Raw genomic sequence first — 14,019 nt, 5'->3', positions numbered from 1 at the left:
GTCTTCCGCTCAGCTTCCTGTTTACGCTTGTTTCTTTTTTTTCGGTGCCGCTTTCTTTCGGGTCGTCTTTTTCTTTTCCGGTTCATCATGTTTTGTACGGTCTATGGATGCCTGTAATGCCTCCATTAAATCAGTTACATTGTTGGAAACTGGTTCTTTTGTTTTCGCTGTAATCGTCGTCTGTCCCGTTTTCTTTGATTCAATCAATTCTAGTAACGCGGTTCGATAGTCATCGGTGTATTTTGTCGGATCGAAAGTAGTCGTTAATTGATCTATCAATAATACGGCAGTATCGATTTCTTTTTTTACTATGGTATCATTGGCAGGGATATTCGGAACATCCGCTGTGGAGCGGACTTCATCCGGATAATGAATCGTTTCCATAACCAAGGTATTATCAACGACTCGGATTACCGCCATTTGTTCTTTGGAGCGAATGATGATTTTTGCCAACCCCACCTTATTCGATTCCTTGAGGGCCTGCCTCAAAAGGGAATAAGCTTTTATCCCCCCGTCATTTGGGGACATGTAATAACTCCGGTTAAAATAAATGGGATCTATTTCTTCAATTTTAACGAAATCCACGATTTCCACGGCTTTTTCTTCGTTTTGTTTTTTCAGTTGTTCTAGTTCATTGTCTTCCAATACAACAAACTTTCCCTTTGTATACTCAAAAGCGCGGACTATATCATCCTTCCCCACTTCTTTCTCGCATACTGGACAAACCTTTTCGTATTTAATCGGTGTATGACATTCCTTATGCAACGTCCTTAAAGATATATCCTTATCCTCCGTTGCAGCATGAAGTTTGATCGGAATGTTCACCAAACCGAATGATATGCTCCCCTTCCACATCGTATGCATATTCGTCACCTCATAACTTATTTTTGATAAGAAGAACAATTTTATTATTCCCCTTTGTTCAAAAAAAAACGAAAAAACAATTGCCAACTCTAACACTTCGTTTTTTTGGCAAAATAATGTTATCAATTATTTGCGGAGGTAAATACAAAAATGAAACCGATGCTGCCTACCTATTACCCTGAAGCCCCCAACTCCAAGGATTGGCGTTATGAAGTCAAATATGACGGCTTTAGGGCTATTTTAACGATAGACTCCGATACCATAAGCATTTCGAGTCGGAATGAAAAGGAATTATCACCTCAATTCCCAGAAATCATTTCTTTCATCAAAGACCTGGACCTGGAAGATTATCTCCCGCTTCAGTTAGATGGAGAATTGGTCTGGCTTACGAATCAGGCGAAGGCGGACTTTTTTCAAATACAGTGGCGAGGACGCCTTGGGAAACAATCCTTAATTTCAGAAAATGCCCGTTTTTCCCCATGTCGGTTTATAGCGTTTGACCTGCTTCGCATCAGCGGAAAAGAGGTAGCAGATAAACCTATGGTGGAACGAAGGGAATTGATGTTGAATATGGGGGAAAAACTCGGTCTTCCTATGCCTCCTGATCCCACCGATAAGGCTTTGATACAATTAATAGAGAGTTTTGACGTTTTGGATATTGCCTTGAATAAGGTCACCTTGTTAGATGGCGAAGGGATTGTCGCCAAGGAAACTCGGGGTGCTTGGCAAGAAGGAAGACGTACAACATCTTGGATTAAGGTGAAAAATTGGAAGACCGTTTCTTGTTTCATCACAGCATTGCACAAAGAAAATGGCTACGTTTCCCTTGCAGTATTCAAAGAAGGTGCCGTAACGAAAATCGGAAGTGTCAAAAATGGACTGAGTGCTAGAGATAAAAGTATATTGCATCAATTGATCAAGCAAAATGCATCAGACGAAGACGCACAATTTTTTTATATCCATCCATCCATTTGCATTGAAGTTCAATTCTTACACGTTTATGAGGAAAATGAATTGCGTGAACCTCAGTTTTCGCAGTGGCTTTTACAAACTTCTCCCGACGAATGTACCTGGGAGAAATTCGTGCTAGGGCAATATACATTTCCAGATACTGTACAAATAACTTCAAGGGATAAACCGCTTTGGAAAACAGAAGGTAAACAGGTGGTAAAAGTAGAATACCTTCATTATTTACGGGAGGTTTCAGCTTTCTTCTTACCCTTCTTGAAGGATAAGCTTCTTACCACGATCCGCTATCCTCATGGAACTTTGGATAAAGAAAGATTTTTCCAAAAAAACAAACCTGATTATGCGCCTGACTTTATTAAAACGTTCATGGATGAGGATATCGAGTATATGCTGTGTAACGACATTGAAACTCTCCTTTGGTTTGGTAATCAACTTGCATTGGAATTTCATGCCCCATTTCAGAAAGCCGGTAAAACAAGACCCGACGAAATCGTCCTGGACTTGGATCCTCCTTCCATCGAATATTTCTCCTTTGCGGTAAAGGCTGCACAGGAAATAAAAAAGGTGATGGAATCATTAAGGATTAAAGCTTTTGTAAAAACTTCAGGTAACAAAGGACTGCAAATTCACATCCCTCTGCCTGAAGACAGATTTACTTATCAGGAGACACGCATATTCACTGACTTTCTGGGTGATTATTTAACAAGTTCCAATCCGAATGATTTTACAACGGAAAGAATGAAAATAAATCGGCATAATCGACTTTACTTGGACTTTGTGCAGCATAGTGAAGGAAAAACCATCATTCTTCCTTATTCCCCACGGGGAAATTCTTTCGCTGGTGTGGCTACACCTTTGTTTTGGGAGGAAGTGAACGAAAGTCTCCAGTTAAAGGACTTTACGATTGAAACCATACCAAACAGAATAAAAAGAGACGGGTGTGCGTTTATGGATTACCGACTGGTAGATAATGGACCAGCCTTTTTGGAAGTATTGTCGTTCCTAAAACAAAAAAAGACCAATAACTAATTGGTAAGATGGAAAGTTGCTCTAGAAAATCGCTTTCCGCGGGCGGTCCGCCCTCGGCGCTGGCCTGCGGGGTTTCCCTTGGCCACGCTTTTCCCGCAGGAGTCTCGTACCTTACGTTCCAATCAACTGGGACGTTTCTTTAAAGAAAAACTCTAGGCTAGTCTCATCCCGAATAATGTTTAAGACTAGGTTACCTTCATGTTTTTTTACTATAATCTTTAATGGATTGAAGAAATTTGCGACACTCCTGCCGAATAACTGGCTAGCCGAGACCCCACAGGCTCTTGAGCCGAGGAGGCTTGGCAGACAGTCGGCAGACAGTCGGCGGAAAGCGAGCGGATCTCTGAAATCAACTGCAACTTTAAATAAGAAAACTGCAGGAAAACTCGCTTTTTTCGAGTTCGCCTGCAGTTTGAAAATTTCATTATAATTTTGTTTTCAAATACCTTTGCACTTCATCCTGCAGCTTGGCATATAAGCTTGTTTCCAATTCAAAATCCTCTTTTCCAAGCATTTCAAATTTTTCAGGCTGATCTAAGTCTATTTCAATCGATACCTTGAATTCATAGGTTGCATTCCCGATTAAATCAATTGAATATGTTTGGCTTTCTTCATCATGGTGGACCACGCATTTAACTTTTCCACCGTTATTGTAGACAGATATTTCACTTTCCAACGCGTTTAACCCAACAGAGCATGTTACTAGGCTAGAAGCCGACATCGCCGTTCCACATGCATTCGTGAATCCTACTCCACGTTCGAATGTCCGCACATAAATGCTCCCTGGTTCCAAATCTTTCACAAAGCTGACATTGACACCATCAGGGAAAAGCTCATTCGGTTGATTGACCTTTGTTGAAAGTTTTTCCTGCAAATCACTTTGTAAAACATCACTATCGACAAGTGAGATCAAATGTGGATTAGGAACCGCTAATGCCGAAAATAAAAGGGTATCATGCAGTTCCGGTAATGTTTCGTTTTGCAGCTGTTCTTTATCCAATACAAGAGGTAGATCCCTCACATTAAAACTTACCGGGGAAATTTCCACCTTGAAAGTCGGAATCCCCTCATAAATATCTTCCGTTTTTTCGACGAGTAAATTAGCCTTCATGGTTTCCACGATCATTTTATCGAGCCCAAGAACGTCATACGCGTAACGTGCCACACAGCGAAGTCCATTACCGCACATTGAGGCTTCCGATCCATCTGCATTAAAGACACGCATCCGGCAATCAGCATGTTCACTTTTCATTACGAACAAAATACCATCCGCTCCAAGCCTCTCCCTATTGCATAGGGCCTTCGCGAAATTTTTCCGCTCTTCTTCAGTAAACGTCAGGGTAGTAGTCAATTCATCAATGATCAAGAAATCATTTCCTGAACCATGGCTTTTTAAACCTTCAATAATCATCCTGTCACATCCTCTAATATGCTGCTTGTCATTTATCATTTTTTTAATATTCTATATCATAGCATTTTCAAGATGGATGTGTCATCGCGTAAATCATAATAAATCCATTTTTTTTCGACGAAAAGTCCAATAAGAAAAGCGGTTGGAATATGAATTAACTCATACCAACCGCTCTTTTATGATTATTAACCGATCATACCGATGATGAAATAGACGATAAACATTCCGGCACTCACATACATCGGGGCTGACACTTCTCTTCCTTTTCCGGTTACAAGCTTCAAGAACGGGTACAGGATGAAACCGAATGCCATTCCATCGGCAATACTGTAAGTGAAAGGAATGATCGTAATGATCATGATTGCAGGTATGCTCTCGGTTAAATCGCTGAAATCCAGCTTTTTTATATTTCCGAGCATCAAAATGCCAATGATAATTAATATGGGGGCAATGGCGCTATCAGGGATTACTTTAATCACCGGTATAAATAGCAGTGATAGAATGAATAGCACGCCCGTCACCACTGAAGTAAAACCAGTCCTGCCTCCTGATGCGATTCCTGCTGCCGTTTCAACTGTAGCAACAGTAGGACTCGAACCGAATAAACCTGAAAACAGAACGGATACACTAGTCGCCTGCAGCGACTTTTTATAGGCACCCTGGCGGTTTATGCTGTCTACATGCCCGTGCACAAGACCAATATTTTCAAAAACAAGAACCATCGTCATCGCAAATACACTTATCCAGAATTCAATCCGGTTTGCTTCCAAGAACGATAATGAAAAGAAGAGATCGCCGTAGGAAGCAGTGTTTATGCCTGAAAAATGGATTTCCGATAGTTGAACCGTCCCGAACCAATAGGCAATGAGGCTGCCTGCCAGGATGGTAATCATGAAATTACCGGGGACATTCTTGATGAACAGCGTGATTGCCAGTAAAAAGGTCAACACCGTTGCACACACAGCTGGATCGCTTAAATCTCCCAGTGCGACGATTGATGATGAACCTCTTGTGATTATCCCGCCCTTTTCAAGTCCGATCAGCATCAAGAATAAGCCAAGACCAACAGATATGGCTTCTTTTATCGAAATTGGAATCGAATCACTGATTATCTTGGAGTATTTTGTAAAAGCGATGATTACAAAAATTACCCCCGAGATAAACACAGCACCAAGAGCCGATTGCCAAGATAGACCCATTCCTTGAACCATGGTATAAGCAAATAGGGCATTGACGCCCATTCCTGGAACGAGAAGGATTGGGACGTTCGCCCAAAGTCCTATCATGACACAGCTAAAAGCAGATAAAAGAATCGTGGCAATCACTGCAGCATTAATCGGTATGCCCGCTTCCGATAAAATCAGGGAATTCACGATGAGAATATAGACTATCGTAAAATAGCTGACCACTCCAGCAAGGATTTCACGTTTTCCATTCGTTCCATAGTCGGAAAAATGAAAAAACGTTTCCAAGTTTAATTTCTTCATGTTGTATCCTTATTAAATTTATCCCTCGCCCACCCGTTTGTATTAGTGACAAACTACACTTGGCGATTTTAACAAAAAAAAGGATAAAAATAAATAGCAATGATAAAAATTTGAAAAAAACTGTCGGAAATGAGCCCGACAGCCTCGATGAATATATTATTTTTGTTCTTGCGAATACCCATCGACTACCAATTCCAGCTTCCCTGTATCAGGCGAAATGATTAGACCATGTACAGGAATATTTTTAGGAATCAAAGGATGTCCTTTAATCACTTCGACACTGTTCTTACAACTTTCATAAACATCATCAAATCCACGGAGCCAACTGCGGATATCGATTCCTGCAGCTCCCAGTGTATCGATGGTACTCTTTGGTATATCACGTTCGATCATCTTGTCCATTACAGAGTCGGCATCGACTGATGCCATCCCGCAGTCATGGTGAGGTATGACCAATACTTCATCTGCCTTTAGCTCATAAATAGCAACAAGGATACTCCGCATGACACTTCCGAATGGGTGGGAGACGATTGCCCCTGCAGTCTTCAGGATTTTGATATCGCCATTTTTGACATTCATGGATTTTGGCAAAAGTTCAACGAGCCGAGTGTCCATACAGCTTATGATGACCATACGTTTCTCAGGAAACTTGTCCGTTCTATACTTAACATATTCACCTTTTTCTACAAACTGTTCATTGTAATCAAGAATCTCATTAAGTAAACTCATAATTTACCACCTTTTTATTTTGTATTGAATCTATGTATCTCCTATTATTATATCAAATTTTTAAAAGATTTGCTAAAGGGGAACCATAGTCAATTTGAACGATGATTCAAAGTGGCTGCACAGAACCCAAAGACAATGATTTTAGGAATTTCAGCAACATTTGATGAAAAAGAAAGTATGGGTGTATTAGTCTTGAATCGTTTTCCCCACTCCAAAGGCATCCAGCCTTCTTGGTATGAAGCGATCTTTTCCCCGTCTTTTGTGGCAATCTCGAAAGAATTCACAGTTCCCGGCGTTTCAATTGGCATCCATTCCGTACCATCTTCCTTATAGATCATTCCATTGACGTTTACGAATGACCGATTTTCTTGATACAATCCAATAATGCCGCCCTGATCATCCAGGATCGTCATTTTATTGAAAAGCCCCCTTTTGATATGGTACTTAGCCAGCAAACGCCCCTCATGGTCCACCAGTTCATATCGCTTGGCCAATAGCATCGACAAGAAATTGGGAATCATCCACATGAACCACTTCATATTCAAATCACGTACCTCGCCCATTAGTGACCCATTCGGCGCAAAGAGAAGCAGTCGCAAAGTCGGTGCTGGCATAAACGTCAATAAAACATGTTCATTTTCTAATAACCCGGCATTCGTCCCGATGTGTTCATCAGGCAATTCCTTCATTCTGTTTTCATATATGCGATGACTGACAAATTGAGCAATGCTAAAGAAAATAAAAGGAGATGTTATCAATAATATATTGCCCGGAATCATCGCAAAAATATGGCAAATGAAAAAGACAACGGCCAAAAGAAGAGATACCCAAGATGCATGAAAATTTGAATTGCTCGTTTTCTGATAATATTCACGTATATTCATATCCCGCTTTGCTCCTCACTCCTTACAAGAAAGATTACCGCCTTTAGGACGGCCATTGATTAGCAGTACCACAACCCGCCCGGCATCCGCTTCCTAAACGTGCATAGAAGCAGTTATCATAATACTTTATTCGCTTTAGTGTGATCTATTCCCTCTTTAATGTAAGGGAATTCCCAACACGGACCAAATAAAAAAGGACTCCGAATTGAACGGAATCTTATTGTAGACAGAATGGGGTCCTACCCAATTTTAAAACAAGACTAGATTTTTCTTAATGTTACTGTATTCCTTATTGGATTGAAGTAATTTGCGACTCTCCTGCCGAATTACTGGCTCGCCGAGACACCGCAGCCGCTAGGCGAGGAGGCTTGGCAGGCAGTCGGCGGAAAGGGAACGGATTTCTGAAATCCACTGGAACGTTTTCAAATAAAAAACTGCAGACAAACTCGCATTTCTTCCAGTTTGTCTGCAGTCTTAAAAGACTCCGAATGAACGGAATCCTTTTACATCATTCTATAATATCCTGAAAATCAACGGGAATCGATAATCCGTTCCTTCATAAGCCCTAACAGCAGCAATGATGGTGAATACGACTAATGCTATCCCGATTACCGGCAATAGCAAGAATCCAACCAATACTATAGTGAGTATCCCTGCGACTATTGAATATACGGTGTAGGAAATGAAAAAATTCAAGTATTCCCTTCCGTGATAATCCACAAATTGTGACGAGTCCTTCTTCAATAACCAAATCACCAAAGGACCGATAAATGCTGTAAAAAAGCTGATCACATAAATAAGGGCAGCAAACACTCTTTCATCTTTAGTAGGCATAGTGTCTTCTCCTCCTTTCTCATATAAATAATTACGAATCAAACGAAAAATAGTTTCATTTTTCCTCTCATTATATTCGAAAGAAGGTATATCTGGACTGCCTTTTCTTGATATGAACAATAAAATCCGGACATGTTCATCGGTCTTGAGCATACAGTTTAAATAATGGATTGTCCTATACCTTCTAGAATGGAGTGATGTTTTTTTGCTGAATGAATTTCAAGCCTTCATCCTTGGGATCATTCAAGGCTTGACTGAGTTTTTACCTATTTCAAGCACTGGACATTTATATTTAGGACGGCATATTTTCCACCTTGACGAGGCCGGCATTTTTCTGGATACCATGCTCCACATCGGAACCTTGCTGGCGTTATTGGTCGTCTATAAGAGTGACATAATTGCCATTTTGAAAAATCCTTTCTCCAAAATGACTCTGCTTCTCATTGCTGGGACGATTCCTGCCGTGATTGCCGGCATTTTACTTGGTGATTGGTTTGATGGCCTTTCAAAAACAGGCGTGACCATAGGCTGGGAATTTTTAGCAACCGGACTGATTTTATGGGTAGCCGACGGAGTAAGAAAAGGCGGCAAATCCCTTCATGAAATTTCGATTAAAGACGCGCTGATCATCGGTACTTTCCAAGCTGCTGCCATCATGCCAGCTCTTTCGCGCTCCGGCTTAACTATAGCTGCTGGCCTCTTCTGCAGACTGGATAGGGCCACTGCAGCCTATTTTTCCTTTTTGCTTTCCATTCCTGCCATTACGGGTGGCATCGTATTTCAGATGAAACCGATTTTTACAGGAGAAGTTGAACGGCTTCCACTCACTGCGCTTTTCGTCGGAACCCTTTCAGCAGCAATCTTTGGTTATATAGCCGTAGTATGGATGATCGATTTCTTAAAAAAGCGTTCACTCAAAATATTCTCCATTTATGTATGGGCCCTTGGCGTAATCATTTTATTCATGCAATTCACAGGTAAATTTTAAAGAAAAAAGCGGGCGAAAAAAGCAGTTTTTCATGGAAGAATGCAGACGGTTGCCTAAAGATTTCACCCTTCGAGAAAAAGTTGAAATTTGACGAAAAAAAAAGGCAAAAAACCTATTCCCAAACCGTTTTTTTTTTAGTATTATACCTTCGTAAGGTTCTTTAGATTTGCATACTTTCTGACAATAAAAATAGGGAAGGCAAATGGTGCGCCACCGGTTTCCGGTTCTAGTGGGTTCGATTCCCACCCCGAAATTTTTTGATGAACGACTTAAAAAATTTCGAGGGTGGGCAGCGACTACGCATAAGAACTGCCCTCAAACGGAGGGACGGAAATGTTAAAAAAGAGAGATTTCACAGATTGTTTTTCTCTTTATGAACAAATGACGCATCCAGATGTCTTCCCTTTCGTGCGCCATAAGGTAGATTCATATGAAGAATATGTTTTCATTACTAAGCAAACGATTGAAGCCGAAGATGCTGGGCAACTCATTTCACGAACAATCTTGGATGAATGGGAAAATCCCATCGGTTGTATTTCTTTATACGATATTGAAAATGGTGCAGGTTTCTTAGGCACATGGCTTGGCAAGCCTTATCATGGAAAAGGGTATAATGCCATCGCAAAAGACGCTTTCTTCAAAGAGCTTTTTTTCGAGCTCGGTTTGGAAACGGTCTTCATGCGAATTCGAAAAAAAAATATCCGCTCCATAAAAGCCGCAGAAAAGCTTCCCTATGCCGTCAATGCCAACGAAACAAGAAAATCCCTTTATGATCAAATCAATCATGAAGGAGATATCTACGATTTGTATGAAATCCCTAAAGATTTATACACCTTTCATATCCTTAGACAGCATGATGATGACGAACAGCAGTTACTTGAAGCATAGAGCGAAGAACATTTTCAATATGGCTTTGTTTATCCTTTCATATAATGGCCGGAGCTTCCATACCTGGAAAGCTCTTTTTTCCAGTTTCACGGGATGTTTAACATAGATTGCTGCAAATCCCTATTCTTTTTAGGGATATTTTTTTATAATGAATACAATTGACCAATTCAACAATATATTCAAAGCGTCATTGAAAGGACTTAATCATGAAAAAAACATTTGCTTTTATCGTGCAGCTTATCTTCCTGCTCATCATTTGCAAGCTTGGCTATTATTTAGCCAATTTACTTCACTTACCTATACCAGGTAACGTCATCGGCATGATTCTGTTATTCGGTTTATTACAGACGAAGGTCATAAAAGTCGAATGGATTGAACTTACTTCAGGATTTTTGGTAAAGCACCTAGCCTTTTTCTTCATTCCCATTTCAATCAGTTTAATGACGATGGGATGGCTTTTCATTGAATTCGGTTTGCCTTTGGCACTTACATTGGGAGTCAGCCTGATATTTGGATTCATCGTTTCAGCATGGACCGTTCAGAAGCTATCCCATAGAGGAGAGGTTAAACAGCATGACAGCGCTCATCACAATATATAGCATCTTGATAACCATCCTTGCCTATTTCATTGGAAGGAAAATCTATGCTAAACATCCATCACCTTTTACGACGCCCGTATTTTTCAGTACGGTTACAATTATTCTCGTACTGCTGATCAGCGGTTTGGACTTCAAGGATTATTCACCAGGAAAAGACATCATCACCTATTTCCTGGGACCAGCTACCGTTGCTTTGGCCGTCCCACTTTATAAAAATAGAAAAATAATCGTTAAATATGCAATGCCGGCAATTAGCGGCATGATTTTTGGTCTCCTTGCCACATTGATCATTGCCTTCGCCATCGCTAAAGCATTTTCACTTCCGCCATTCATATTCCAAGGATTGGCAGTTAAATCCATTACAGTGCCCATCGCGGTTGAAATCACGGAACTTTATGGCGGAAATTCCAATATATCAGCTGCCTTCGTCGTTTTGACAGGGGTGCTGGGTACGATGATTGCTCCAAAAATGATGGATAAACTAAACATTACGATGCCCTTCGCACGTGGTATCGCATATGGTACGATCGCTCATGGTCTCGGAACGGCTCAAGCTGCCCAGGAAAGTGAGTTTACCGGGGCTGTCGCAGGTGCGGCAATGGCTATCGCAGGTATCCTTATATCCTGTTTCTTTCCTTTTATAAGTAAATTCCTATAAAAATAACCGCAACGTCAACGACGTTGCGGTTATTTTTATGATTATCTTTTTTGCAGATCCTCGTATAAACGCCTTAGGATATAAGTTTTATACAGCTCCAGCTTTCTTTTTTCAATTGGATGGTAGCTAATCCCTGCGGCTTTTAGCTGCTGAATGAACCATCCTTTGGAATATTCATAAGCCATTCTACCCCCTCCTCTTTTCGAAAAAGATATGCTGAATAGAGGGGAATGATACTTATTTTTTTGCAGCTATTACTTTAAGCAGTAATTCATACATTTCAGCTGCCGTTTTGAATGGGCGTTTTTGACGCATTTTCTCTTGATATTCATCCGATTTTTTCAATAAATCCGCTAATGTAGCATTAAAAATCCGATCATTCAGCTCTTCTTCTTGGATTACTTTACAAAAACCCTGTTTTTCAAAACTTGACGCATTCAGGATTTGATCTCCACGGGATGCATTGGCACTTAGAGGGATAAGCAGCATCGGCTTTTGCAAACCAAGGAATTCAAAGATAGAATTTGAACCAGCCCTTGACACAACGACATCTGCAGCCGCCAAAAGATCGAATAATTCTTCGTGCACGAATTCAAAAGGAGCATATCCCCTTTGTTTCAATTCGCTTTTCACATTTCCCTTCCCGCAAATGTGAATAATCTGATAATCCTTTAATAAGGCATCAAGGTTATCTGTAATTAAATTATTGATTTTAACGGCCCCAAGGCTTCCGCCCATAACGAGTAGCACCGGTTTGTTATTCGTGAATCCACAAAATGCTTTACCAGCAGAAGCGTTTCCCGTAAAAATGCCATCGCGTAATACAGCGCCAAGATACATGGCCTTCTCTTTTGGAAGTTCTTTTTCCGTTTCTTGGAAGGTAGTGAAAATTTTCGATGCAAGTGGCATCGCGATCTTATTAGCCAGACCAGGCGTATAATCCGATTCATGTATCGCAATCGGAATCCTCAGCATCCTGCCTGCCAAAACGACTGGAACCGAAACGAAACCACCTTTAGAAAAAATGAAATCAGGCTTGGTCTTTTTTAATATTTTTCGTGCATCAAAAATCCCTTTTATGACCCGGAAAGGGTCTTTCATATTTTCAACAGAAAGGTAACGTCGGAATTTCCCAACGGAAATCGTTTCATAACGGACCTCGGGAAATTCCGTTTCGATGATATTTTTTTCAATGCCTTTTTTTGAACCAATATAAGTAACATCCCAATCATTCTTTAAAAATTCCGGGATGATTGCTGCATTAACAGATACATGACCGGCAGAACCGCCTCCGGTAAATACTATTTTCTTAGTCAATATTTCCACCTTCCAAACTTAAAAAATCACTTTGCATACATATTACCATATATCCTTGCCATTAATAACTTGAAAAAGTATTCAGTGAACCGAAATCCCCCATTATGTATGTAATTATCGATTATTTTTCCTTTTTCAGCGTGAATATATTATAATCTTAGTATTCTACAATACTACAAGATACAATGGAGGAGTAATACATTGCAAGAAGTTTCTGAATCACTCAATCAATTTGATGGAATCGAAGCCTGGACCAAATTAGGAATTTCCATAGGCATTTTTCTAATCTTCCTTTTGCTTCGAAAAGTATTTACTACATATATATTCAAGTTCTTTCTACGGATTGCAGAAAAACGTAAAGTTGAATTTGCCGCCAACTTAATGCTCGCAATAGAACAGCCAGTAAGATGGCTTATCGTTTTGATTGGGGTTATCATTTCACTGCACTACTTTCCGATCGACTCACCTTCGGCTGAATTCAGATCGAAAATATACAGATCGTTTTTTGTCTTCTTATTCTTTTGGACGATTTTTAATATCAGTTCGATCTTAACCATTTTATTTCCGAAATTGGTAAGTAAATTCGGACTAGAAGTCGATCAAATCGTCATGCCGTTCTTTACGAAAATCATAAACATAATCATCATTGCTTTTGGGGCTTCCATCATTGCGGAAGAATGGGGATTTAATGTCGATGGATTTGTTGCAGGGCTTGGTTTGGGTGGATTGGCTTTCGCACTTGCCGCTAAAGATACCGTCAGCAATTTCTTCGGGGGTATCGTCATCGTTACCGAAAAACCTTTTACCATAGGAGATTGGGTCAAAACTCCAAGTGTGGAGGGAACCATTGAAGACATCACATTCCGAAGCACTAAAGTTCGGACTTTTGCCCAAGCTTTAGTTACAGTCCCGAATGCGACCCTTTCGAATGAACCGATCATCAACTGGTCCAAGATGGGTAAAAGACAGATTGCCTTCCATTTGGGTGTTAATGTCACGACACCAAAAGAAAAATTGGAAAATGTCATTAAAGACATTGAAAGAATGCTTATTGATCATCCTGAAGTACATCCGGAAACGATTTTGGTTAAATTTGATGAGTTCAGTCATTCCGGTTTCAACCTTTACCTATATTTCTTCACGAAAGCCACGGACTTTGGAGGATATTTATCAATCAAAGAAGATGTGAACTTTAAAATAATGGAGATATTGGAACAGGAAGGTGTACAAATTGCCATTCCTTCACAGGCATTCATTCTTCAAAAAGACTCAGATATGGAAGCCATGAATGATTTTGAATCCATGCGCGACTGACAAAAAAGACTTGCCCCAAACGGCAAGTCTTTTTTGTTTCAAATAAAA

Annotated in this window: 14 protein-coding genes; 6 read left to right on the top strand and 8 right to left on the bottom strand. The window is 40.2% G+C overall.

Annotated features, from left to right (window positions below; all coding sequences use genetic code 11):
- Nucleotides 1–21 precede the first annotated feature (21 nt).
- Complete coding sequence (gene ku / locus ACZ9AO_RS09835; RefSeq protein WP_048687774.1) at nucleotides 22–864, bottom strand: non-homologous end joining protein Ku; 843 nt, start codon at nucleotides 862–864, stop codon at nucleotides 22–24.
- A gap of 150 nt (nucleotides 865–1,014) precedes the next feature.
- On the opposite strand from ku, the gene ACZ9AO_RS09830 reads away from it, so the two are divergent.
- On the top strand, nucleotides 1,015–2,862 hold the full coding sequence (locus ACZ9AO_RS09830; RefSeq protein WP_476108963.1) for a DNA ligase D: 1,848 nt from the start codon (nucleotides 1,015–1,017) through the stop codon (nucleotides 2,860–2,862).
- Between the two features lie 424 nt (nucleotides 2,863–3,286).
- Here ACZ9AO_RS09830 and dapF read toward each other — a convergent pair whose 3' ends face one another.
- The 5 genes from dapF to ACZ9AO_RS09805 all read right to left on the bottom strand — a co-directional run bounded on the left by dapF (nucleotide 3,287) and on the right by ACZ9AO_RS09805 (nucleotide 8,207).
- The gene (dapF, locus tag ACZ9AO_RS09825; RefSeq protein ID WP_251540122.1) at nucleotides 3,287–4,273 is read right to left on the bottom strand and encodes a diaminopimelate epimerase; all 987 of its coding nucleotides are present in this window, start codon (nucleotides 4,271–4,273) and stop codon (nucleotides 3,287–3,289) included.
- A 185-nt stretch (nucleotides 4,274–4,458) separates the two neighbouring features.
- Nucleotides 4,459–5,760: an NCS2 family permease gene (locus ACZ9AO_RS09820; RefSeq protein ID WP_318292854.1), complete on the bottom strand. Its 1,302-nt coding sequence runs from the start codon at nucleotides 5,758–5,760 to the stop codon at nucleotides 4,459–4,461.
- Between the two features lie 156 nt (nucleotides 5,761–5,916).
- On the bottom strand, nucleotides 5,917–6,489 hold the full coding sequence (locus tag ACZ9AO_RS09815; RefSeq protein WP_096337423.1) for a beta-class carbonic anhydrase: 573 nt from the start codon (nucleotides 6,487–6,489) through the stop codon (nucleotides 5,917–5,919).
- An 89-nt stretch (nucleotides 6,490–6,578) separates the two neighbouring features.
- On the bottom strand, nucleotides 6,579–7,373 hold the full coding sequence (locus ACZ9AO_RS09810; RefSeq protein WP_476108962.1) for a hypothetical protein: 795 nt from the start codon (nucleotides 7,371–7,373) through the stop codon (nucleotides 6,579–6,581).
- 513 nt (nucleotides 7,374–7,886) lie between these two features.
- The gene (locus tag ACZ9AO_RS09805; RefSeq protein WP_034311189.1) at nucleotides 7,887–8,207 is read right to left on the bottom strand and encodes a DUF4870 domain-containing protein; all 321 of its coding nucleotides are present in this window, start codon (nucleotides 8,205–8,207) and stop codon (nucleotides 7,887–7,889) included.
- A 208-nt stretch (nucleotides 8,208–8,415) separates the two neighbouring features.
- Here ACZ9AO_RS09805 and ACZ9AO_RS09800 point away from each other — a divergent pair, with 208 nt between their 5' ends.
- The 4 genes from ACZ9AO_RS09800 (at nucleotide 8,416) to ACZ9AO_RS09785 (ending at nucleotide 11,340) form a co-directional block, all read left to right on the top strand.
- Complete coding sequence (locus tag ACZ9AO_RS09800; protein WP_476109003.1) at nucleotides 8,416–9,195, top strand: undecaprenyl-diphosphate phosphatase; 780 nt, start codon at nucleotides 8,416–8,418, stop codon at nucleotides 9,193–9,195.
- Nucleotides 9,196–9,528: 333 nt separating this feature from the next.
- A complete protein-coding gene (locus ACZ9AO_RS09795; protein ID WP_034307447.1) occupies nucleotides 9,529–10,083 on the top strand; it encodes a GNAT family N-acetyltransferase in 555 nt (184 codons plus the stop codon).
- Between the two features lie 206 nt (nucleotides 10,084–10,289).
- A complete protein-coding gene (locus tag ACZ9AO_RS09790) occupies nucleotides 10,290–10,682 on the top strand; it encodes a CidA/LrgA family protein (RefSeq protein WP_034307450.1) in 393 nt (130 codons plus the stop codon).
- Nucleotides 10,657–11,340, top strand: coding sequence for an LrgB family protein (locus ACZ9AO_RS09785; RefSeq protein ID WP_063593858.1), 684 nt, complete (start codon nucleotides 10,657–10,659; stop codon nucleotides 11,338–11,340). Before ACZ9AO_RS09790 ends, ACZ9AO_RS09785 begins: the two co-directional genes overlap by 26 nt.
- Before the next feature lie 41 nt (nucleotides 11,341–11,381).
- Here the strand turns inward: ACZ9AO_RS09785 and ACZ9AO_RS09780 are convergent, their stop codons facing one another.
- Both ACZ9AO_RS09780 and ACZ9AO_RS09775 read right to left on the bottom strand, forming a co-directional pair.
- The gene (locus ACZ9AO_RS09780; protein WP_072273150.1) at nucleotides 11,382–11,525 is read right to left on the bottom strand and encodes a DUF2639 domain-containing protein; all 144 of its coding nucleotides are present in this window, start codon (nucleotides 11,523–11,525) and stop codon (nucleotides 11,382–11,384) included.
- A gap of 52 nt (nucleotides 11,526–11,577) precedes the next feature.
- Nucleotides 11,578–12,666: an undecaprenyldiphospho-muramoylpentapeptide beta-N-acetylglucosaminyltransferase gene (locus ACZ9AO_RS09775; RefSeq protein WP_476108961.1), complete on the bottom strand. Its 1,089-nt coding sequence runs from the start codon at nucleotides 12,664–12,666 to the stop codon at nucleotides 11,578–11,580.
- Nucleotides 12,667–12,858: 192 nt separating this feature from the next.
- Here ACZ9AO_RS09775 and ACZ9AO_RS09770 point away from each other — a divergent pair, with 192 nt between their 5' ends.
- Nucleotides 12,859–13,971, top strand: coding sequence for a mechanosensitive ion channel family protein (locus tag ACZ9AO_RS09770; protein WP_476108960.1), 1,113 nt, complete (start codon nucleotides 12,859–12,861; stop codon nucleotides 13,969–13,971).
- Nucleotides 13,972–14,019 lie beyond the last annotated feature (48 nt).

The organism is Peribacillus sp. TE19612, assembly GCF_056279465.1.
This window is presented reverse-complemented; position numbering and strand designations above follow the sequence as displayed.

Bases quoted from the DNA above. Each gene is read 5' to 3' on its own strand.
- ACZ9AO_RS09785 (WP_063593858.1), top strand. From the start codon at position 10,657: ATGACAGCGCTCATCACAATATATAGCATCTTGATAACCATCCTTGCC.
- ACZ9AO_RS09815 (WP_096337423.1), bottom strand. From the start codon at position 6,489: ATGAGTTTACTTAATGAGATTCTTGATTACAATGAACAGTTTGTAGAA.
- ACZ9AO_RS09795 (WP_034307447.1), top strand. From the start codon at position 9,529: ATGTTAAAAAAGAGAGATTTCACAGATTGTTTTTCTCTTTATGAACAA.
- dapF (WP_251540122.1), bottom strand. From the start codon at position 4,273: ATGATTATTGAAGGTTTAAAAAGCCATGGTTCAGGAAATGATTTCTTG.
- ACZ9AO_RS09820 (WP_318292854.1), bottom strand. From the start codon at position 5,760: ATGAAGAAATTAAACTTGGAAACGTTTTTTCATTTTTCCGACTATGGA.
- ACZ9AO_RS09830 (WP_476108963.1), top strand. From the start codon at position 1,015: ATGAAACCGATGCTGCCTACCTATTACCCTGAAGCCCCCAACTCCAAG.
- ACZ9AO_RS09790 (WP_034307450.1), top strand. From the start codon at position 10,290: ATGAAAAAAACATTTGCTTTTATCGTGCAGCTTATCTTCCTGCTCATC.
- ACZ9AO_RS09810 (WP_476108962.1), bottom strand. From the start codon at position 7,373: ATGAATATACGTGAATATTATCAGAAAACGAGCAATTCAAATTTTCAT.
- ACZ9AO_RS09780 (WP_072273150.1), bottom strand. From the start codon at position 11,525: ATGGCTTATGAATATTCCAAAGGATGGTTCATTCAGCAGCTAAAAGCC.
- ku (WP_048687774.1), bottom strand. From the start codon at position 864: ATGCATACGATGTGGAAGGGGAGCATATCATTCGGTTTGGTGAACATT.
- ACZ9AO_RS09805 (WP_034311189.1), bottom strand. From the start codon at position 8,207: ATGCCTACTAAAGATGAAAGAGTGTTTGCTGCCCTTATTTATGTGATC.